We start from the raw sequence: 19,430 nt of genomic DNA on the forward strand, positions 1-19,430 counted from the left end.
TCCCGCCTACGCGGGAATGACGGCGGCGCCGCGTTAACGCGGCAGGAAGATCGTCGCGCGCAGGCCGCCTTCGGGACGATTGCCCAGCGTCAGCGTGCCGCCCTCGCCCTGGACGATCTTGGCGACGATCGGCAGGCCGAGGCCGAAACCGATCGTGTCGCGCGGCCGCGCGCTATCGAGGCGGACGAACGGTTCGAGCACGCGGCGCAACTGTTCCTCCGGAATGCCCGGCCCGTCGTCTTCGACGGCGATCCTCACGCCCTCCGCCTTGCTGTCGAGCCGCAGCACGACGTTGCCGGCATAATGGAGCGCATTGTCGACCAGATTGCCGAGCGCGCGCTTGAACGCGACCGGGCGCACGCGCACCTCGCAATGCGCCGGCCCGTCGTAGACGCCGGGCAGGTCGCGATCCTCGACATCGTCGATCAGCGTCGCGCAGACCACCGCAATGTCGGTCAGCACCGGCTTTTCGGGATCGCTGTCGCCGCCCAGGAAGGCGAGCAGCGAGGCGATCATCGCCTCCATCTCCCCCAGGTCGCGGCCGATCGCGTCGCGCACCGCGGCATCCTCGACCCCGTCGGCGCGCAGCCGCAGCCGGGCGAGGGGCGTGCGCAGATCGTGGCCGACGGCGGCAAGCGCCTGGGTGCGGTCGGCGATCAGTCGCTGGATCCGCGCCGCCATGCGGTTGAAGGCGCCGATCACGCGCCGGACCTCGCCCGGCCCGTCCTCCGGCACCGGCGCGTGAACGCCGTCGCCGAAACTGTCCGCCGCGCTGGCGAGGCGACGCATCGGGCGGAGCGCCTGGCGGATCAGCAGCCCGCCGAGGATCATCAGCGCCAGCGCCGGGATCAGCGCGAGCAGGATGCGTTCGGTCGCGAGATTGAGGTTCTGGATCGGCTCCAGCGTGCGGAAATACAGCCAGCTGCCGTCGGGCAGTTGCAGCCCGCCGGTCACCACCGAGCTGCGCCCGGGCGAGCTCAGCCGCAGCCGAAGGTCGCTGTGCCGCAGCGACGGCTCCCACTCGACGACCTGGTGCCGCATGTTGTCGAGCGCGGGCGCGATCGGCGGCGGCGCGGGCAGCGACTGCTGCCAGTGCATCGCATAGCGTTCGGTGGTCAGGTCCTCCGCCATCTCGGCCCGGCGGGAGGGCGGCTGTTCGGCGACCAGGCGCCGCGCGATCACCAGATGTTCGGCGAGCCGCCGCGCCTCGTCGTCACGGACCGAGAATTGGCTGGCGCGCTCGTAGAGCAGCGTCGACACGCCGAATTCGATCACCATGGTGAGCAGCAGGATCGCGACGATCTGCCCGATCAGGCCGACCGACGGGCGGATCAACCGCCTCAACGGCGCGTCACCTCGGTGTTGAACATATAGCCGACGCCGCGCACGGTGATGATCGGCGCGTCCTGGCCGGCGTTGGACAGCTTGCGCCGCAGCCGGCTGATCAGCACGTCGATGCTGCGGTCCGAACTGTCGCCGAGGCGGGTGCGCGACAGCTCGATCAGCCGCTCGCGCGCGATCACCCGCCCGGCATGTTCGGCGAGCGCGACGAGCAGGTCGAATTCGGCGCCGGTCAGGTCGACGACCGCGCCGGTCGGCGAGGTCAGCTCGCGCCGCGGCAGCGTCACCGTCCAGCCGTCGAAGCTGAGCACGCCGTCCTCGCGCTCGCCGGAACGCCGTTCGAGCTGGCCACGGCGCAGCACCGCGCGCACGCGGGCGATCAGCTCGCGCGTGCCGAACGGCTTGGGCAGATAATCGTCGGCGCCGAGCTCCAGCCCGACGACGCGATCCATCTCGCTGCCCTTGGCGCTGATGAAGATGATCGGCACCTCGCTCTTCTGGCGCAAGGCCCGGCACAGATCGATGCCGCTGGTACCGGGCAGCATGATGTCGAGCAGGACCAGGTCGACCGGCCCGGCCTCCAGCGCCAGCCACATCTCGGGCGCGGCGGAGGCGGGGCGGACGACATAGCCGTTCTCCTGCAGCGCGCGGGTGGTGAGCGTGCGCAGGGCGGGATCGTCCTCGACCAGGAGGATGGTGGGGGCGGTCATGGCCATGAGGTAGGCGGGTGGACCGGACCGGTCAACCAAGCCCGCCGCGGACACATTTCCTTACGCTTGGCGGGTCGGGCGGGACGCGGTCGGCCGGTCATGAACGAGCGCGACTAATTCCCATTTTCATTATGTTCGTTTTCGACCTATTATGGGGGTGGCCGGCGGGCCTCGCGTTCCTTGACCCCATGCGGGGTCCGCCGCCACCCTCGGGTTCAATCGGCCGCCACCGGGCCGCTCGGCGGCGCCGGTCGCCGGGTGAACCAGACCACCACCGTCATCACCGCGCACAGATAGGCGGACAGCCGGAACAGGTCGGTCGAGGCGAGCAGATACGCCTGGCCGACCATCTGGCGGGTGATCGCCGCCGCAGCCTGGGTCGAGCTCGCGCCCAGATGCTGTAGCTGCTCCGATGCGGCGCGAAAGGCGCTCCCCTGCCCCACGGCATCCGCCAGCCGCGTCTGGTGCAGCGCCTCGCGCCGGTCCCAAGCGGTGGTGATGATCGAGGCCGCGAACGATCCGGCGACGATCCGGGCGAAGTTGGAGATGCCGGTCGCCGACGGGATGCGCGGCGGCGCGATGCCGTCGAGCAGGATCGTCACCATCGCCAGAAAGAAGATGCTCATGCCGATCCCCTGCACCAGCAACGGCAGCATGAAGTCGACGAAGCTCGCATCGGTGACGAAGCCCGCGCGCATCCAGTAGGAGATGCCGAAGGCGACGAACGAGATGCTGGCGAGGATGCGCGCATCGATCTTGCCGGACAGTCGCGCCGCCAGCGGCGAAGCGATCACCGCGACCAGGCCGCTGGGCGCGGCGATCAGGCCCGCCCAGGTCGCCGTATAGCCGAGCTGGGTCTGCAGCCACAGCGGCAGGATCAGCGTGTTGGCGAAGAAGATCGCATAGCCGATGCAGAAGACGATTGTGCCGATTGCGAAATTGCGATTGGCGAACAGCGTCAGGTCGACGGCGGGGTTGGCGTCGGTCAGTTCCCAGATCATCCAGGCGACGAAGCCGACCGCGGCGATCACCGCCATGACGCAGATCGTCGTGTCGTTGAACCAGTCGGCGTTCTTGCCGAGATCGAGCATCATCTGCAGCGCGCCGACCCAGACGACCAGCAGGCCGAGCCCGACCGTGTCGATCGGCAGCTTGCGCGTCGGCGTCTCGCGCATCTTCAACCCGTTCCAGCAGGTCAGCGCGCAGAAGATGCCGACCGGCAGGTTGATTAGGAAGATCCAGCTCCAATGGTAATTGTCGCTGATCCAGCCGCCGAGGATCGGCCCCATCACCGGCCCGACCAACGTCGTCATCGACCAGACGCCGAGCGCCGTGGAACGCTTGTCGGGCGGGAAGATCGAGATCAGCAGCGCCTGGCTGCCCGGCATCATCGGCCCCGAACAGGCACCCTGCAGGATGCGGAAGAGGATCAGCGACTGCAGGTTCCAGGCGATGCCGCACAGGAAGGAGGCGAAGGTGAAGGCGGCGACCGCGACGCAGAAGGTCCGCACCACGCCGAACCGGCCCATCAACCAGCCGGTCAGCGGCACCGCGACGCCGTTGGCGACCGCGAAGGCGGTGATGATCCAGGTCGAATTGTCGCTCGACACGCCGAGATTGCCGGCGATCGTCGGCAGCGAGACGTTGGCGATGGTGCTGTCGAGCACCATCATGAAGGTGCCGAGCGCCAGCGCGAAGGCGAGCAGCGCGCGGCGCCCGCCTTCGAGCGGCGGCAGCCCGGCGGCAGCGGGAGGACCAGCCACGACCGCGCGCCTTACCGGTTCGCCGCGATGATCTGGCGGATGCGCGCCTCGACCGCGGGGTCGCGCCCATCCGTCGGCTGGCCGCTATACGCCTGCCGCGCCGGCTGACCGAGCCGCGCGCCCGACTCGTTGGCGGTGTCGACGGTGGCATTGACCGACAGGCCGACGCGCAGCGGATTGCGCTGCAGCTCATTGGGGTCGAGCGCGATGCGCACCGGCAGCCGCTGGACGATCTTGATCCAATTGCCGCTGGCGTTCTGCGGCGGCAGCAACGCGAAGGCGTTGCCCGATCCCGCCCCCAGGCCGACGACGCGGCCGTGGAACACCACGTCCTTGCCGTACATGTCGGCGGTCACCGTCGCCGGCTGGCCGACCCGCAGATCCTTGAGCTGCGTCTCGCGGAAATTGGCGTCGACCCAGACGCGGGTCAGCGGCACCACCGCCATCAGCGGCGTCCCGGCCGGCACCTGCTGGCCGATCTGCACGGTGCGCTGGGCGATCACGCCGTCGATCGGCGCGGTCAGATGCATGTGGCTGCGGCTGATCGCGGCCCGGCGATAGGCAGCGATCGCGGCGAGCACCGCCGGGTTGGTATCGACGTCCGTGCCCTGCACCGCGGACCGGGCCTGCTGCTGCTGGCTGGTCGCAAGATTGAGGTTGGCGCGGGCCACCTTCACCGCATCGGCGGCATGGGCCAGCTCTTCGCCCGAGATCGCACCCTGCGCCGCCGCGCCCTGGCGGCGGGCGTAGTCGGCCGTGGCGGCGGACAGCTGCGCGCGCGCCTGCACCACCGAGGCGCCGCTCTCCGACACCTTGGAGAAATCGGCGCGGGTGGCGCGAACCGCGCGGGCCAGCTCGGCCGCGGCGCTGGCCAGATTGACGTCGGCGGTCGCCGGGTCGAGGTCGAGCAGCGGCTGGCCCGCCTTCACCGTCTGGGTGTTGTCGGCATGGATCGCGACGATCTGGCCCGGATCGCGCGCGGTGACCGCGACGACGTCACCGGCGACATAGGCGTCGTCGGTCTCCTCCTCGGGCTTGGCGAGCAGGAAGTGCATCACCGCCCAGATCGCCAGGCCGACGACCACGATCACGGCGAGGATCAGGAAGCCGGTGCGGCGCGCCCGCGGGCGGCCCGGCTCCTTCTGGACGAGCGGCTCGGGCCGCTGGATTTCCGCGTCGGGGCCGGCGGCGCCGGTATCGGGACGGGTGCGGGTATCGGTCATCGTGCGGTTTCCTGCGCAGGCGAAAAGCCGCCGCCGAGCGCCAGCACCAGCGCGACGCGCTGGCGGGCCGCATCGGCGGCAAGGTTGGTGGTGGCGAGACGTGCGTCGAGCAGCCGGATATCGTTGTCGACCAGGTCGAGCTTGCTATCGAGGCCGCTGGAAACGCGGATCGCGTTGAGGCGGTTGGTTTCGGACAGGCCGCGGACGACCTCGGCCGCGCGCTGGCGCTGCGCGGTGAGATTGTCGATGAGCGCCAGCGCGTCCGCCGCGTCGCGGACCGCGCCGACGACGCGGTCGTTGTAATCGGCCGTGGCGATGTCGACCGCGGCGGTGGCACCGGCAAGGTCCGCCTTCAGGCGGCCGTTGTCGAACAGCGGCAGATGGATCGCCGGCCCGGCGCCGACCGCGCTGCTGTCGAGATCGACGAGGTTGCCGAGCCCGATCGCCTGCAGCCCGATGAAGGCGGCCAGGTTGATGTTGGGGTAGAAGGCGCGGCGGGCGACCTGGCGGCCGGCGGCGGCGGCCTCGATGCGCGCCTGCGCCGCGGCGATATCCGGCCGGCGGGCGAGCAGGTCGGCGGGCAAGGTCTTTGGCAGGGTCAGCGCGGTGTCGAGGTTCAGCGTCGTCGGCGCGATGCCCAACGCATAATCATGCCCCTTGCCGGCCAGCGCGGCGAGCGCGTTGGCGGCAATGGCGCGCGCACCCTCGGCGCGCACTGCGGCCTCGCGCGCCTGGGCCAGCAACGTCCCCGCCGCCTCGGCCTGCAGATTGCTGGCGAGACGGTTGCGGATGCGCGTCTGCACCAGCCGCAGCGACTGTTCGCGCGTCGTCACCGTTTGCTGCGCGAGCCGCGCCTGCGCCTCGGCACGGGCGAGGTCGATATAGGTCTGCACCACCGAACCGGCGATCGCCAGCCGTGCCGCCGCGACGTCGAGCGCCGCCGCACGGGCGGAGGCGCGCGCGCCTTCGATCGCGGCGCGCTGACGACCGAACAGGTCGAGATTCCACGACAGATTGCCCTGCACCTGGCCGATCGTGCGGACGGTGCCGCCATAAGGCGGCGGGATGATGTAGCGGCCCGACAGGCGCTGCGGTTGCACCGAACCGTCAAGGGTCACGTTCGGACCGTCGTCGGCACGGCGGCTGGCGAGCACAGCCTCCGCCTGCCGCACGCGGGCGAGCGCGGCGTCGAGCGTCGGATTGCCGGCGGTGGCGTCGGTGACGATCCGGTCGAGCTGCGGATCGCCGAACCCGCGCCACCAATCGTCCGCGATCAGCGGCGCGGCGGCGGTGCCGAGGCCGAGTGCGGCCGGGGCGACCGGCGCCACGACCGGCGGGCTATGCGGCACGGCGCAGCCGGCGAGCAGCGCGGCGACGAGGATCGGGGCGAAACGGGTCATGCTTTGGCCTCTTCGGGGCGAACGGTGACGAAACCGGGCAGGCCGACCGTACCATCGGCGACCGCCTGCATCCGGTCGCGCAGGCGCTGCAGCTGGCCGATCAGGGTCGCGACCTCCTCCTGCGACCAGCCGTCCAGCCAGCCGTTGAGCAGCTGCATAGACTGGTGGAGCAGCCGCGTGGCGACGTCCGTACCGGCGGGGGTCAGCGCGAGGTTGATGCAGCGCCGATCGTCCGGTGCGCGGGTGCGTACGACGAAGCCGCGCTCTTCCAGCGTGTCGATCAGGCGGGTGGTCGCGCCCTTGTCATGGGCGATGTCACGGGCAATCGCCGCGCAGCTGGTCGCACGGCCGAATTGGATCGACATCATCGCCGACCATTGCGCATGCGTCAGTCCTTCCGACGCGAAGATCGGATCGAGCAAGGCCGTGTTCAGCTGGTGGATGCGGCGGACCAGATAGCCCAGCGACTGTTCCGGCGTATAATTCGATTCGTCATAAAACGGCATATCGTTGCCTTGGCAACCATTGCCGGAGCAATCAATTGACATTTTTGTCATACTGCGTGCGTTGCCTGCATTCCCTAACGATAACTGGTTCTTAGGACCGCCCACGTACGACGGCGCATCGTGTCACAGGACCGCGCCCGATGAATTTCCCGCTGATCGCTCCCCGCCCGCCCCGCCTGTCGACGATGCGCGACGGGCTCGAGCGTATCGAGGCATCGGGCGTGTTCAGCAACAACGGGCCCGAAGTCCGTGCATTCGAGGCGGAGGTTACCGAACAGCTGTTCGGCGGCACCGGCGCCAGCCTGGCGGTGGCCAATGCGACGCTGGGCCTGATGGTGGCGATGCGACAGGCGGCAGGGATGCAGCCGCGGCCCGGTACGCTGGCGCTGATGCCGGCGATGACCTTCGCCGCGACGGCGCAGGCGGCGATCTGGGCCGGTCTGACCCCGCTGATCGTCGATGTCGATGCGGACGGCTGGAGCGCCGATCCGGCGGCGGAGGAGCGGATGCTCGCCCGCCACGGCAAACGGATCGGCGTCATCGTCCCCTATGCGACCTTCGGCACGGCGATCGACCTCGACCGCTACGCCTGGCTCGCGCGGCATTATGACGTCGGCGTGGTGATCGATGCCGCCGCCTCGCTCGGTACGCTCGACGCGGCCGGCCGCGGCTTCGGCAGCGGCGCGCCCTTCACCCTCGTCTATTCGATGCACGCCACCAAGACCTTCTCGGTGGCGGAGGGCGGGCTGATCTACAGCGGCGACGTCGCCCGGATCGACCAATTGCGCAGCATGATCAACTTCGGCTTCGAACAGGGGCGCAGCGCCACCTTGCCCGGCATCAATGCCAAGCTGCCCGAGGTGCTGGCGCTGATGGCCCGCGCCAAGCTGGCGGAGATCGACGCGATCTGCACCGCGCGCGCGGCGATCGACGCCGCCTATCGCGCGGCCCTGCCCGGATTCACCTTCCAGCGTGCGCAGGGTCGCCGCCAGGCGACGCAATTCATGCCCGTGCTGCTGCCGGCCGCCCTCGCCGCGCATCGTGACGCGATCACCTGCGCGCTTGCCGAGGACGGTGTGGCGATTGGCCGGTATTTCAGTCCTCATCTCGGCGAACAGCCGCTGTTCCAGGGCGTCGCGCTGATCGAGCCGACCCCCGTCGCCGACGATCTGTCGGCGCGCATGCTCAGCCTGCCGATCACCGATGCGATGGACGCCGCCGATGCCGGGACCATCGCCGAGCGGCTGATCGGCGCGATCGATCGCGTCGCCGAGGCCGCGGCGCGGACGCTGGGAGACGAGATGGACGCGACGACGCGCGGCTGTCTGGTGATCGGCGGCGGCCCCGCCGGCACCGCGATGCTGACCGCGGCGAGCAAGCAGGGCAAGCTGGCCCCGCTCGCCCGCGACGGCCTCACCCTGGTCGAACGGGGCCAGCGGATCGGCCCCGGCAATCTCGGCGGCTACGCGATCCGGTCCGACACGACCGCGGAAACCTTCCTGTCCGCGGTAAGAAACAACCCCCATCCCGAACTCGCCGCCCTCGAACATCATCCCGCCGGGCGCCTGATGGAGGGCTATTGCGGCCAGCTCGGCGCGCCGCTCGCCGATACCGCGCCCCTGCTTGCCGTCACGGCGGAGCGGCTGCGCGACATCCTCGTCGCCGAGGGCGGCACGGTGCTGACCGGCACCGAGGCGCTCGGCACGCGTCAGACCGGCGACGGCCGCTGGCGCACCACGCTGCGTGGCCCGGGCGGCGAGCGCGAGCTGCTGTCGCGCAGCATCGTCGTCGCGACCGGCGGCTATCAGACCGACGCGCAGGTCGCCGCCACCGTCGTCGCCGGCGCGCCGCTGGCGCAGACCGCGGGCATGCGACTGCTCCGGTCGGACGCCTTGCTGCGGATCGGCGGCGTCGAGCAGGTCGTCGCGCGGCTTGCCGGCGTGCCCGCACCGCGGATCGCGATCGTCGGCGCCTCGACCAGCGCGCTCGCCGCGGCGGTGCTGCTGCTCAAGTCACCGGACCTCGCCTTCGGCGCGGGCGGCATCACCCTGCTCGTCCGCAACCACCCCAAGCCTTTCTATCCGACGATCGCCGCTGCCCATGCCGACGGCTTCACCGATTTCGACGCGGACGACATCTGCCCGGTCAGCGGCTTCGTCCTGCGCCTCGCCGGCTTGCGGCTCGAATCGCGCGAGCTGGTGCTGCGCATGCTCGGACTCGGCGGCCGCGTGCCCGATCCGCGCGTCGCCGTGCATGTCATCACCGGCGACGACGATCCCGCCGCGCGCGGGATCCTGACAGAGGCGCATCTGGTCGTCGGCGCGCTCGGCTATCGCCCGCGCGCGCTGCCGATGTTCGATGCCGAAGGTGCACCGATCGCACTCGCCCATCACAGCGGGCGGCCGATGGTCGATCGCCATTGCCGGATCCTCGACGCGCGCGGCCGGCCGGTGCCCGGCGCCTATGGCATTGGTCTGTCCGCCGGCTTCGTCCCCTGGGGCCGGCTGGGCGGCGAGAAGAGCTTCCGCGGCCAGGCCAACGGCCTGTGGCTGTGGCAGAACGACGTCGGCCAGATGATCGTCGACCAGTTGCTCGGCGCGCCGGTCGAGGACGAGGCAGACGTGCCCGGCCTGTCGCAGGCGGATCGCGCCGCGGCATGATCGACGCCGCAGCCCCGCCGATCGTCAGCGTCGTCATCCCCGGCTACAATGGCGCCGCGCTGATCGGCGAGACGCTGGACAGCCTGACGCGGCAGACGCTGACCGCCTGGGAAGCCCTGGTCGTCGACGACTGTTCCGCCGACGATACGCGCGCGCTGGTGCGCAACTGGCCCGACCCGCGCGTCCGGCTGATCGAGAATGAGGTGAACAGCGGCCCGGTGCGCACCCGCAACCGCGGCTTCGCGGCGGCACGCGGTCGCTATTGGGCGGGACTCGACCAGGACGATCTATGCCGGCCGGAGCGGCTGGCGAAGCAGGTCGCCTATCTCGACGCGCATGCGGACGTCGCCCTGCTCGGTACTCAGGCAGAGCAATTGCTCGACGGTCGGGTCCGGCCGATGGCCTATGCGCCGCACACCACGCCGGCGCTGATCCATTGGCTGAGCTGGATCGAAAATCCCCTGGTCTGGTCGACGGTGATGGTCCGCGCCGAGGCGGCGCGACGGCTCGTCCCCTTCACGCGGCCGGAGATCCTCTATGCGGAGGACTTCGACCTCTACCATCGTATGGCGCGGATCGGCCGGATCGCCCGCCTCGACGAACCGCTGCTGGTCTATCGTCAGCATGCCGGTGGCGCGTCGAAGCGCTTCACCGAGACGATGCGGGCGAGCGCGACCCGCGTGCTGGCCGAGGCACACGGCGACGTGTTCGGCGACGCGGCGGAAGCGATCGCGCGGCTGCTCGTCGTGCACAATATGGGCGGGGAGCCGGTCACCGACCGGGCGACCTTGCGCCGGCTGGGCGAGGCGATGACGCGGCTGCAAAGCGAATTCTGCGCACGCCATGCACCCGACCGAGAGAGCCGCAAGCTGATCCGCTGGGAAACGGCAAGGCGCTGGGGCGCGGTCGGGCGGGCCGCGCTGCGGTGCGGCTCGTTGTCGCTCCGCGACCTCGTCGCCACCCGGCCCGCGCATCTCGGCCTGGGCTATGCCGGCCTCGACGTGCTGCTGATGTCGGGCGGCATCGGTGCCGCCCGCCGGTTCAAGCAGGCACGATCCCCTCAGATCTTCGCCGAATAGATCATCCGGCCCGGCCCGAGCGCCGCGAACACCTTCGCCAGTTCGCCCTCGCCGACCGCGAAACAGCCCTGGCTGCGGCCGAGCATGCCGTGGCTGCGGATCATGTCCGCATTGGCGTACCAGGCCGAATGGACGACGATCGCACGGGCCAACGCATTGTCGTTGGTGGCGTCAAGGCCGATCAGCCGCTGCGAATTGCCGTGCTTGCCGACATAATAGTCTGACGTCAGGAATGCGCCCTCACAGCTCGCATTTGAGCCCGGATCGTTCGAGAAACGCTTCAGATAGCCGGTGTGCGAGGGGTCCGACCCGCTGCCGTGCGCGACGAGGAACGACTGGCTGCGCCCGCTGGCGAGGTCGACGATGTGAAAGCGCGGCTGGGCCGACGGCGCCGCCATGTCGGCGATCGCGATCCGGTCGCGGTTGGCGACGCGGCTGCCGTGGGTATCCAGCGCAGCCATCGCGCGGCGCAGCAGCTCCGGCCGCACCACGCGCGGCGAGGTGACCGGCTGCGCTGCCACGACCCGCCCTGCCGACGCCGGCACCGGTGGCTCGGCCAGCGGACGCAGGTCGGCCTGCGTCAGCTTGCGCTGCGCCGCCGACACCGCACCCGGAACGGCGAGCGTCGCGCCAAGCACCAAACCGTTCTTCAGGAAGGCGCGCCGACCGCGCACCGCGTCGTCATTCTGGTCGATCATGAAAGGTGACAAGCCCCGGTCATCTATCCCGCTTACTCACCCCATATAGCGGATCGGCGTTTAATTTTCTGCTGCGGTTCCCGCGACTTGGCCTCTTGCACGCACAGTTCGGCGTAGACGGATGAAACTGATTTTCTCACTTGACACGGCACGATTTGCCGAAGCGCGCGTTGAAACCGGCGAAGGGGGAGAGACGAAAGGGACCCGAAATGAAGGACATGCTCGCCCTTGCTGGCGCCGTACTTCTGGCCCTCGCCCCGGGCCAGGCGTTTGCGTCGAACGGCGCCGCCCTCGCGAACGAGGCTGCCGTACTCGCACCAAACCGCTTCGTGTGGAGCGACGATTTGACCGCCCCGTCGATGGCGACGCAGCCGCTCAGCATCGTCATCTCGATCGCCGATCAGAAGGCCTATGTCTATCGCGGCGAGACGCTGGTCGCGGCATCGGCCGTTTCCACGGGCAAGGATGGCAAGGAGACGCCGGTCGGCACCTTCACCATCCTGCAGAAGGCGGAGACGCACAAGTCCAACCTGTACAACGCCGCACCCATGCCATTCATGCAGCGGCTGACCTGGGACGGCGTCGCGATCCACGCCGGCAACAACCCCGGCTTTCCCGCGTCGCACGGCTGCATCCGGGTGCCGACCGCCTTCGCCAAGAAATTGTTCAGCGTGACCAGCGTCGGCACGCCCGTGTTGGTCACCGACGCGAGCGCGGATGAGGGTTGGACTCCGCCGACCGCCTATGACGCCCAGGCGATGGCGGCGGAGACCGCCAGCGCCAATACGGGCCAGCTGCAGCAGGTCGCAGCGCAGTAAACGGCTTCGATGAACGTCGCCCCGGCGCAAGCCGGGTCGACGACCGGAATCACAGTGTCTTGATGATGCCCGAAAAGTCGGTGCCGCCCTGCCCGTCGGCGACGAACGCCTCGTACAATTCCGCCGCCCGCGCGCCCATCGGCGTCGCGGCGCCGGCGTCGCCGGCCGCCTGCATCGCCAGGCGCAGATCCTTGAGCATCAGCGCCGCGGCGAAGCCGCCCTGATAGTCGCGATCCGCCGGCGTCTCAGGCCCGACCCCCGGCACCGGGCAATAGGCGGTCATCGACCAGCTCTGCCCCGAGCTGACCGACGAAATGTCGTAGAAGGTCTGCAGGTCGAGACCGAGCCGCTCGGCGAGTTTGAACGCCTCGCAGGTCGCGACCATCGTCGCGCCGAGCAGCATGTTGTTGCACATCTTCGCCGCCTGGCCCGCGCCGCTGGCACCGGCATGGATCACCGTCTTCCCCATGTCGGCGAGGAACGGCTGCGCCCGCTCGAAGCCTTCCGCACTGCCGCCGACCATGAAGGTCAATGTCCCCGCCGCCGCGGCCGCGATGCCACCGGACACGGGCGCGTCCACCGCCGCCAAACCGTGCGCGCGCGCTTGCTCGGCCAGCCGCCGCGCGGTCGCGACGTCGATCGTCGAACAATCGATCAGGATCGCCGACGGCGCGGCGCGGCCGAACACCGCATCGGCATAGACGCTTTCGACATGCGCGCCGGCGGGCAGCATGGTGACGACCGCCTCCGCGCCCTCGACCGCAGCGGCGGCACTGTCGACGGGCAAGCAGCCTGCCACCTTCGCCTTGTCCAGCGCCTCAGCGCTGAGGTCGAAGGCGCGTACGTCATGCCCCTTCTTCGCCAGATTGGCGGCCATACCGCCGCCCATATTGCCCAGCCCGATGAACGCGACCCGTGCCATGTCAGTATCCTCTGTCGTTTTCGTCGATGCGAGCGCAGCGAAGCAATCCAGCGTACCGCACGCCGCCCTGGATTGCTTCGCTGCGCTCGCAATGACGCGCAGAGGGGGCGCGGCGTCGAGCTTACTGTCGCGTCAGGTCGCGCCCGACGATCATCCGCATCACCTGGTTCGTCCCCTCGAGGATCGAATGGACGCGCAGGTCGCGCCAGAAGCGCTCGATCGGATAATCCTTCAGATAGCCGTAGCCGCCATGCAGCTGCATTGCGCGATCGACGATCGCCGACCCATTGTCCGTCGCCAGCCGCTTCGCCATCGCCGAAAAGCGCGACTTGTCGGGCGCATCCGCGCCGACCTTAGCCGCCGCCAGATAGAGCAGGGCGCGCGCCGCCTCCAGATCGGTCGCCATGTCGGCGAGCATGAACTGGGTGTTCTGGAAGTCGGCGATCGGCTGGCCGAACTGCTGGCGTTCGCGGGTGTAGCGGATAGACTCGTCGAGGCAGCGCTGCGCTCCGCCCAGCGAGCAGGCGCCGATGTTGAGCCGCCCGCCGTCCAGCCCTGCCATCGCGATGCGGAAGCCCTCGCCCTCGCCGCCGAGCAGATTCGCGACGGGTACGCGGCAATCCTCGAAGATCACCTGCGCGGTCGGGCTGGCGTTCCAGCCGAGCTTCTTCTCAGGTGCGCCGAACGACAGGCCGGGCGTGCCCTTCTCGACGACGATCGCGCTGATCCCGCGGCTTTTCTCCTCCCCGGTCCGCACCATGCAGACATAGACGTCGTTGTAGCCGGCCCCTGAGATGAACTGCTTCGTCCCGTTCACGATAAAATGGTCGCCATCGCGTCGCGCCGTCGTCTTCAGCGCCGCCGCGTCGGAGCCGGATCCGGGCTCGGTCAGGCAATAGCTGCCGATCGTCTCCATCGTGACGAGGCCGGGCAGGTAGCGTTGCTTGAGGTCCGCCGAACCGAAGCGGTCGATCATCCAGGCCGCCATATTGTGGATCGAGATGAACGCCGACGTGGCGGGACAGCCATAGGCCATCGCCTCCATCACCAGTGCCGCCTCGAGCCGGCCGAGCGCGATGCCGCCCGAGTCCTCGCTGACGTAGATCGCGCCGAAGCCGAGCTCGCCCGCCGCCTTCCACACGTCGACGGGATAATGGTGCTTCTCGTCCCACTCGCCCGCGAACGGCGTGATCCGGTCGGCGGTGAAGCGGCGCGCGAGTTCCTGAATCTCGCGCTGATCGTCGGTGAGGTCGAACTGGTTCGTCATGCCGGGCACTTCTGGTAGCGGTTGGAGCCGGCGCGGTCGGCCGGGCCGGTGGTTTCGCGGATCAGCGTTCGACCGTCGCCTTCCAGCGTCAGCACGGTCGGTTCGGACCAGGTCATGCCCTCGCCGCTCATCGGCAGGTCGAAGGCGATGCGGTTGCGCCCGGTCGTACGGATCTTGGCGGCATCGCCGCGCGATTCGTAGAAAGACAAATGGTTGCCGGCGATCGTCAGCAGCCCCTTGTTGTCCGCGCGTGCCGGGTCGCAATCGTTGGCGACCATGCCCCAGCGCCCCTGGAAGGCGGTGGGAATGGCGGCGATTGGACTGGGCGACGGCGGCGTGATCGGCACCATCATGTTCTGCGGATCGTCGGTCAGATTGGCGGACACCTGCTCCTGAATCGTCGCGGCCTGCTGGCTGTTGTTGCCGGCGCCCTCCTTGCCGCCGCCACCACAGGCGGCAAGCGGCAGGGCGAGGGCGGCGAGGACAAGACTGCGCATGGTCGTTACCCCATCGTCGGGATGACAAAGGCGTCCTGGATGCGGCTCGGGCCGCCATCCTCGCTGCCGCCGGGCAGGGCGGAGCCGTCGGGCCAGCGCTGCGTCACCGTCTTGACCTTGGTCCAGAAGCGCACGCCTTCGGTGCCGTGCTGGTTAACGTCGCCGAACGCGCTGCGCTTCCAGCCGCCGAAGGTGTGATAGGCGACCGGCACCGGGATCGGCACGTTGATGCCGACCATGCCGACATTGACGCGCGCGGCGAACTCGCGCGCGGCATGGCCGTTGCGCGTGAAGATCGCAACGCCATTGCCATATTGGTGCTCGCTCGGCAGGCGCACCGCCGTTTCGAAATCGGGCGCGCGGACGATCTGCAAGACCGGGCCGAAGATCTCTTCCTGATAGGATTGCATCTGCGGCGTGACGCGATCGAGCAGGGTCGGGCCGACGAAGAAGCCCTGCTCATGCCCCTGCAACGTGAAGCCACGGCCGTCGACGACCAGTTCCGCACCCTCGTCGACCGCGGTGCCGATCCAGTTCTCGACGCGCTGCTTGTGCGCGGCGTTGACCACTGGGCCGTAATGCGCCTCCGCATCGGTCGACACGCCGACGCGTAAGGCGCGGATCGCGGGCACCAATTTGTCGCGCAGCGCGTCCGCGGTCCGCTCGCCGACCGGCACCACGACGGGCAGCGCCATGCAGCGCTCGCCCGCCGAGCCGAACGCCGCACCGGCGAGGTCCGCGACGACCTGATCGAGGTCGGCGTCGGGCATGACGATGCCGTGGTTCTTCGCCCCGCCCATCGCCTGGACGCGCTTGCCCGCGTCGACGCCGCGGCGATAGACATAATGGGCGATGTCGCTCGATCCGACGAAGCTCACCGCGCTGATCGCCGGGTGATCGAGGATCGCGTCGACCATCTCCTTGTCGCCATGGACGACCTGCAGGATACCCTCCGGCGCGCCCGCCTCCAGCATCAGTTCGGCGAGGCGCACCGGCACGCTGGGATCGCGCTCCGACGGCTTGAGGATGAAGGCGTTGCCGCAGGCGATGGCGACGCCGAACATCCACATCGGGATCATCGCCGGGAAGTTGAACGGGGTGATGCCCGCGCCGATGCCGAGCGGCTGGCGCATCGAATAGACGTCGATGCCGGGACCGGCGCCCTGCGTGTATTCGCCCTTCAGCACGTGCGGGATGCCGCAGGCGAATTCGATCACCTCCAGCCCGCGCTGGATGTCGCCCTTGGCGTCGGCGATCACCTTGCCGTGTTCGGACGACAGCACATGCGCGAGGCTGTCCATCTCGCGTTCGACCAGTTCCTTGAAGCGGAACATGACGCGCGCACGCCGCTGCGGATTGGTCGCCGCCCAGCCCGGCTGCGCGGACTGCGCGGCGGCGATCGCACGGTCGAGATCGGCCTGCGTGCCGAGCGTGACGCGCGCCTGAACCTGGCCGGTATTGGGGTCGAACACATCGCCGCTACGGGCCACGGAGCCGCTCGCTCCGCCCGCACCTGCCCCGACGATCAGATGATCGATGGTATGCATCCTCTATCCTCCTTGCCGCTCTGTCGCAGCTCTTGCCTGTCCGTTCGCAGGCTGGGCGGCGGCGCGCAAGAGGATAACGGCGGGGCGATCGATTGTTGCGCCGGGCTTGGACGACGCGTGGGTCGCGGTAGTGGGTCGGCTGGACGGATCGGAAAGGCCCTCCCCGCGCGAGCGAGGAGGGCCCAGGCAGAATTCAGAAGTGATAGGCCGCCGACAGCTGGAGGATTGGAAAGACTTTGTACTTATGAAGATCGTCCTGAAGACTCTTGCGCTCGTCTTCCAAATCCTGGGGATCGATCAACGTGCCGGTATAGCTGATCGGCTCGACCCGCGCCGAGCCCTGAAGCATCGCTCCGGCTTCGATGCCGATCTTGAACCCCTTGGTCAGGTGTCCCGAATAGCCGAGCGACGCCACCGGCGCGATGGGCGTGAAATCGGCGCGCGCCTTGAGCGTACCGACTTGCGCCGGCGTATATTCGCCGTCGCCGATGGTGACCGCGTCGGTCGGCGTGGCCGTGGCGCGTGCCTTGTTTTTGTTGAGACGGGCGCCGGCCGACAGGAAGAAGCCGCTGCCGGCAACGTGATAGTCGAGCATCAGCCCAGCGGAGCCGAATTCCGCCTGGCCGTCGTAATGAACGTCGTCCGAGTCGAAGTCATGCGACAGAGTGAAGAAGGTGGCGTTGCCGCGCACAACGAACGCCGGGCTGAGCGCGAAACTGGCTTCCGGGCCGACGCCAAGTGTGCCGGCGGTCACGCCGACGGCAATCTTCGCCGGCTCGCCGCGTGCCAACGCCGGCGACGCCGCAGAGACGGCACCGAGCGCGAGCAGACCGGACACGATCCGGATATGCATACGAAACATCTAAATTCCCCAAATTGCGACCGCGCCACCGTGAATCGAAGCGCTGACGCGAAAGCTTGACCCCACGGGGTCATTCGAGGGCGGGGAGGAACTTGAAGAAGTGAAGCTCGGCGAAAACACAGCCGGCGCGAACGTCCACTGGGGCCGTCGCAATCGCTGACGCCCAGCTGCGGAACCACCCAGATACGATCGGAGAAGCCAGCTTTCGCTGGAATGACAAGCCGTATGGCTTACCGCGCCGGCCGCAGCGTCGCCGAGGCCAGGTGCCAGCTACGCTGTGACGCGGTCGAACCCGGCACGTCGTTGACCCGGCGGAGCGTGTAGCTGCCGACGAAGCGCTGCGCCGCACCCGACTTCAGCGTTGCATACACACGCACAGGCACGGTGATGTACGACGAGCCGGCCGCGCCCTCCTGGTCGAAGGGCGTGCCCGCGACCACCCGGCTATGGGCGGTGCGGGCGAAGCCGCGGACGAAGGTGGCATAGCTTTGCCCGCTTGCCTGCCCGCCCCGATCCCACAGCGCATAGGCGCTACGATACGCCCCGCGATCGATCGCCGCATAATAACGCTGCACCACCGCCCGCGCATCGGCGGGTGTCCGGTCGATGGCGCCGGCCGGCATCGCGACCGCAACGACGGGAAGGGCGAGCATCCAACGCATCGACACACCTGAACAGACAGATCCAGGCGGTGCCAACGCATCAGGCGGCGGCCAGGCTCCGTCGTCGACCGTAGGCGAAGTAGAACACCAGTCCGGCGAAATTCCAGATGACGAAGCGCACCAGCGTCGCCGACGGCAGGCTAGTCAGCAGATAGAGGCAGCCAAGGATCGCCAGCGTGCCGACCAGATAGGGTGCCGGGCAGCGGAACAGCCGCGGCTGGTCGGGCGCGGTCTTGCGCAGCACCATTAGACAGGCGCCGACCGCAATGAAGGCGAGCAAGGTACCGGCATTGGCAAGTTCGGCGATCTCGTCGAGGCGGAAGATGCCGGCGACCAGGGCGATCGACACGCCGGTTAGCACGGTGATCCGCGTCGGCGCACCGGTGCGCTGACTGACTGTGGCAAGGGCGCGTGGCAGCAGGCCGTCGCGCGCCATGACGAAGAAGATGCGGCTCTGGCCGTACATCATCACCAGGATCACCGACGGCAGCGCGATCACCGCGGCGAGCGCGATCAGATGGCCGGCGGCGGGCTGGCCCAGGCTGCGCAGCACCAAAGCGAGCGGCTCGGGCGAATTGGCGAGTTGCTGGAACGGCAGCGCGCCGATCGCGGCGACCGCCACCGCCATATAGATCAACGTGCAGACCAGCATCGACCCGACGATGCCGATCGTCAGGTCGCGCCCCGGCCGCTTCGCTTCCTCGGCGGAAGTCGCGACTGCGTCGAAGCCGTAGAAGGCGAAGAAGACGATCGCCGCCGCCGCCATCACGCCGCGCTTCTCGCCGCCATTCTCCACCGAGGCGAAACCATAGGGCATGAACGGGTGCAGATTGTCGGCGTTGAACGCCGGCAGCGCGAAGGCGATGAAGATGCCGAGCGCCACCAGCTTGATGATGACGAGGACGATGTTGAGCGTCGCGCTCTCGCGCGTGCCGGCGACCAGCATCCCCATCACCGCCAGCGCGACCAGGACCGCCGGCAGGTTGACCAGGCCACCGTCGTGCGGCCCGGTCAGCAGCAGATGCGGCAGATGGATTCCCGCCGACTGGATCCAGCCGACCAGATACCCCGACCAGCCGACCGCGACGGTCGAGCAGGCGAGCGAATATTCGAGGATCAGGCTCCAGCCGACCACCCAGGCGATGGTTTCGCCCAGCGCGGCGTAGCTGAAGGTATAGGCGCTGCCTGCCGCCGGGATCATCGTGGCGAGCTCAGCGTAGGCCAGCGCGGCACAGGCGCAGACCGCGCCGGCGATCGCAAACGCCAGGATCACCGCCGGGCCGGCGCGCTCCGCCCCCACGCCGGTCAGCGTGTAGATGCCGGTGCCGACGATCGCGCCGACCCCCAGCGCGATCAGATGCGGCCAGGACAGCGTCTTGGCCAGCGCCTTGCCGGCTTCGTGCTGCGTCACCGCGTCGAGGCTCTTCCTCGGTCCGAACATTCGCCCTCCCTCATTCCGCAACGCCTCCCCGCAC

17 protein-coding genes are annotated in these 19,430 nt (G+C 69.1%); 3 read left to right on the top strand and 14 right to left on the bottom strand.

Features of this window, described 5'->3' with window-relative positions; translation table 11 throughout:
- Positions 1–33 precede the first annotated feature (33 nt).
- The 6 genes from D9601_RS09005 to D9601_RS09030 form a co-directional block, all read right to left on the bottom strand.
- Entirely contained in the window at positions 34–1,344 is a 1,311-nt protein-coding gene (locus D9601_RS09005) for an ATP-binding protein (protein ID WP_198353641.1), read from the bottom strand.
- On the bottom strand, positions 1,341–2,051 hold the full coding sequence (locus tag D9601_RS09010; protein ID WP_198353642.1) for a response regulator: 711 nt from the start codon (positions 2,049–2,051) through the stop codon (positions 1,341–1,343). Before D9601_RS09010 ends, D9601_RS09005 begins: the two co-directional genes overlap by 4 nt.
- Positions 2,052–2,266: 215 nt before the next feature.
- Positions 2,267–3,814 carry a DHA2 family efflux MFS transporter permease subunit gene (locus D9601_RS09015; protein ID WP_198353643.1) on the bottom strand — a complete coding sequence of 516 codons (1,548 nt, stop codon included), beginning with the start codon at positions 3,812–3,814 and terminating at the stop codon, positions 2,267–2,269.
- A gap of 11 nt (positions 3,815–3,825) precedes the next feature.
- Positions 3,826–5,037: an efflux RND transporter periplasmic adaptor subunit gene (locus tag D9601_RS09020; RefSeq protein WP_198353644.1), complete on the bottom strand. Its 1,212-nt coding sequence runs from the start codon at positions 5,035–5,037 to the stop codon at positions 3,826–3,828.
- Positions 5,034–6,437 carry an efflux transporter outer membrane subunit gene (locus D9601_RS09025; protein ID WP_198353645.1) on the bottom strand — a complete coding sequence of 468 codons (1,404 nt, stop codon included), beginning with the start codon at positions 6,435–6,437 and terminating at the stop codon, positions 5,034–5,036. Before D9601_RS09025 ends, D9601_RS09020 begins: the two co-directional genes overlap by 4 nt.
- Positions 6,434–6,943: a MarR family winged helix-turn-helix transcriptional regulator gene (locus D9601_RS09030; protein WP_198353646.1), complete on the bottom strand. Its 510-nt coding sequence runs from the start codon at positions 6,941–6,943 to the stop codon at positions 6,434–6,436. The genes D9601_RS09025 and D9601_RS09030 overlap by 4 nt, the downstream gene beginning before the upstream one ends.
- Before the next feature lie 140 nt (positions 6,944–7,083).
- Here D9601_RS09030 and D9601_RS09035 point away from each other — a divergent pair, with 140 nt between their 5' ends.
- Positions 7,084–9,603: a DegT/DnrJ/EryC1/StrS family aminotransferase gene (locus D9601_RS09035; protein WP_198353647.1), complete on the top strand. Its 2,520-nt coding sequence runs from the start codon at positions 7,084–7,086 to the stop codon at positions 9,601–9,603.
- The gene (locus D9601_RS09040; RefSeq protein WP_198353648.1) at positions 9,600–10,682 is read left to right on the top strand and encodes a glycosyltransferase family 2 protein; all 1,083 of its coding nucleotides are present in this window, start codon (positions 9,600–9,602) and stop codon (positions 10,680–10,682) included. Before D9601_RS09035 ends, D9601_RS09040 begins: the two co-directional genes overlap by 4 nt.
- Here D9601_RS09040 and D9601_RS09045 read toward each other — a convergent pair.
- Positions 10,664–11,380 (bottom strand): murein L,D-transpeptidase catalytic domain family protein, encoded by a 717-nt coding sequence (locus D9601_RS09045; protein ID WP_198353649.1) that lies wholly within the window; start codon positions 11,378–11,380, stop codon positions 10,664–10,666. The genes D9601_RS09040 and D9601_RS09045 overlap by 19 nt on opposite strands.
- Positions 11,381–11,589: 209 nt before the next feature.
- Between D9601_RS09045 and D9601_RS09050 the strand changes: the two genes are divergently transcribed.
- Positions 11,590–12,198, top strand: coding sequence for a L,D-transpeptidase family protein (locus D9601_RS09050; RefSeq protein ID WP_198353651.1), 609 nt, complete (start codon positions 11,590–11,592; stop codon positions 12,196–12,198).
- A gap of 49 nt (positions 12,199–12,247) precedes the next feature.
- On the opposite strand, the gene mmsB is transcribed toward D9601_RS09050, so the two are convergent.
- From mmsB to D9601_RS09085, 7 genes are all read right to left on the bottom strand, one after another.
- Positions 12,248–13,171, bottom strand: coding sequence for a 3-hydroxyisobutyrate dehydrogenase (mmsB, locus tag D9601_RS09055; protein WP_269769677.1), 924 nt, complete (start codon positions 13,169–13,171; stop codon positions 12,248–12,250).
- Positions 13,172–13,241: 70 nt separating this feature from the next.
- Positions 13,242–14,387, bottom strand: coding sequence for an acyl-CoA dehydrogenase family protein (locus D9601_RS09060; RefSeq protein ID WP_198353655.1), 1,146 nt, complete (start codon positions 14,385–14,387; stop codon positions 13,242–13,244).
- Positions 14,384–14,884, bottom strand: coding sequence for a hypothetical protein (locus tag D9601_RS09065; protein ID WP_198353656.1), 501 nt, complete (start codon positions 14,882–14,884; stop codon positions 14,384–14,386). Before D9601_RS09065 ends, D9601_RS09060 begins: the two co-directional genes overlap by 4 nt.
- Before the next feature lie 5 nt (positions 14,885–14,889).
- Positions 14,890–16,431 (bottom strand): CoA-acylating methylmalonate-semialdehyde dehydrogenase, encoded by a 1,542-nt coding sequence (locus D9601_RS09070; RefSeq protein ID WP_198353658.1) that lies wholly within the window; start codon positions 16,429–16,431, stop codon positions 14,890–14,892.
- A 193-nt stretch (positions 16,432–16,624) separates the two neighbouring features.
- Positions 16,625–17,293 (bottom strand): hypothetical protein, encoded by a 669-nt coding sequence (locus D9601_RS09075; protein WP_198353660.1) that lies wholly within the window; start codon positions 17,291–17,293, stop codon positions 16,625–16,627.
- A gap of 230 nt (positions 17,294–17,523) precedes the next feature.
- On the bottom strand, positions 17,524–17,955 hold the full coding sequence (locus tag D9601_RS09080) for a hypothetical protein (protein ID WP_198353662.1): 432 nt from the start codon (positions 17,953–17,955) through the stop codon (positions 17,524–17,526).
- A 40-nt stretch (positions 17,956–17,995) separates the two neighbouring features.
- Positions 17,996–19,396, bottom strand: a complete 1,401-nt coding sequence (locus tag D9601_RS09085; RefSeq protein WP_198353664.1) for an amino acid permease — start codon at positions 19,394–19,396, stop codon at positions 17,996–17,998.
- Positions 19,397–19,430: the final 34 nt, after the last annotated feature.

The sequence above is a fragment of the Sphingomonas sp. MA1305 genome (genome assembly GCF_016107325.1).
Taxonomy (GTDB): Bacteria; Pseudomonadota; Alphaproteobacteria; order Sphingomonadales; family Sphingomonadaceae; genus Sphingomonas.

Excerpts from the sequence above, each read along its gene's own strand:
- D9601_RS09010 (WP_198353642.1), bottom strand. The coding sequence starts at position 2,051 with ATGACCGCCCCCACCATCCTCCTGGTCGAGGACGATCCCGCCCTGCGC.
- D9601_RS09020 (WP_198353644.1), bottom strand. The coding sequence starts at position 5,037 with ATGACCGATACCCGCACCCGTCCCGATACCGGCGCCGCCGGCCCCGAC.
- D9601_RS09035 (WP_198353647.1), top strand. The coding sequence starts at position 7,084 with ATGAATTTCCCGCTGATCGCTCCCCGCCCGCCCCGCCTGTCGACGATG.
- D9601_RS09065 (WP_198353656.1), bottom strand. The coding sequence starts at position 14,884 with ATGCGCAGTCTTGTCCTCGCCGCCCTCGCCCTGCCGCTTGCCGCCTGT.
- D9601_RS09060 (WP_198353655.1), bottom strand. The coding sequence starts at position 14,387 with ATGACGAACCAGTTCGACCTCACCGACGATCAGCGCGAGATTCAGGAA.
- D9601_RS09080 (WP_198353662.1), bottom strand. The coding sequence starts at position 17,955 with ATGCGTTGGATGCTCGCCCTTCCCGTCGTTGCGGTCGCGATGCCGGCC.
- D9601_RS09085 (WP_198353664.1), bottom strand. The coding sequence starts at position 19,396 with ATGTTCGGACCGAGGAAGAGCCTCGACGCGGTGACGCAGCACGAAGCC.
- D9601_RS09050 (WP_198353651.1), top strand. The coding sequence starts at position 11,590 with ATGAAGGACATGCTCGCCCTTGCTGGCGCCGTACTTCTGGCCCTCGCC.
- D9601_RS09045 (WP_198353649.1), bottom strand. The coding sequence starts at position 11,380 with ATGATCGACCAGAATGACGACGCGGTGCGCGGTCGGCGCGCCTTCCTG.
- D9601_RS09070 (WP_198353658.1), bottom strand. The coding sequence starts at position 16,431 with ATGCATACCATCGATCATCTGATCGTCGGGGCAGGTGCGGGCGGAGCG.
- D9601_RS09030 (WP_198353646.1), bottom strand. The coding sequence starts at position 6,943 with ATGCCGTTTTATGACGAATCGAATTATACGCCGGAACAGTCGCTGGGC.
- D9601_RS09075 (WP_198353660.1), bottom strand. The coding sequence starts at position 17,293 with ATGTTTCGTATGCATATCCGGATCGTGTCCGGTCTGCTCGCGCTCGGT.
- D9601_RS09025 (WP_198353645.1), bottom strand. The coding sequence starts at position 6,437 with ATGACCCGTTTCGCCCCGATCCTCGTCGCCGCGCTGCTCGCCGGCTGC.
- D9601_RS09040 (WP_198353648.1), top strand. The coding sequence starts at position 9,600 with ATGATCGACGCCGCAGCCCCGCCGATCGTCAGCGTCGTCATCCCCGGC.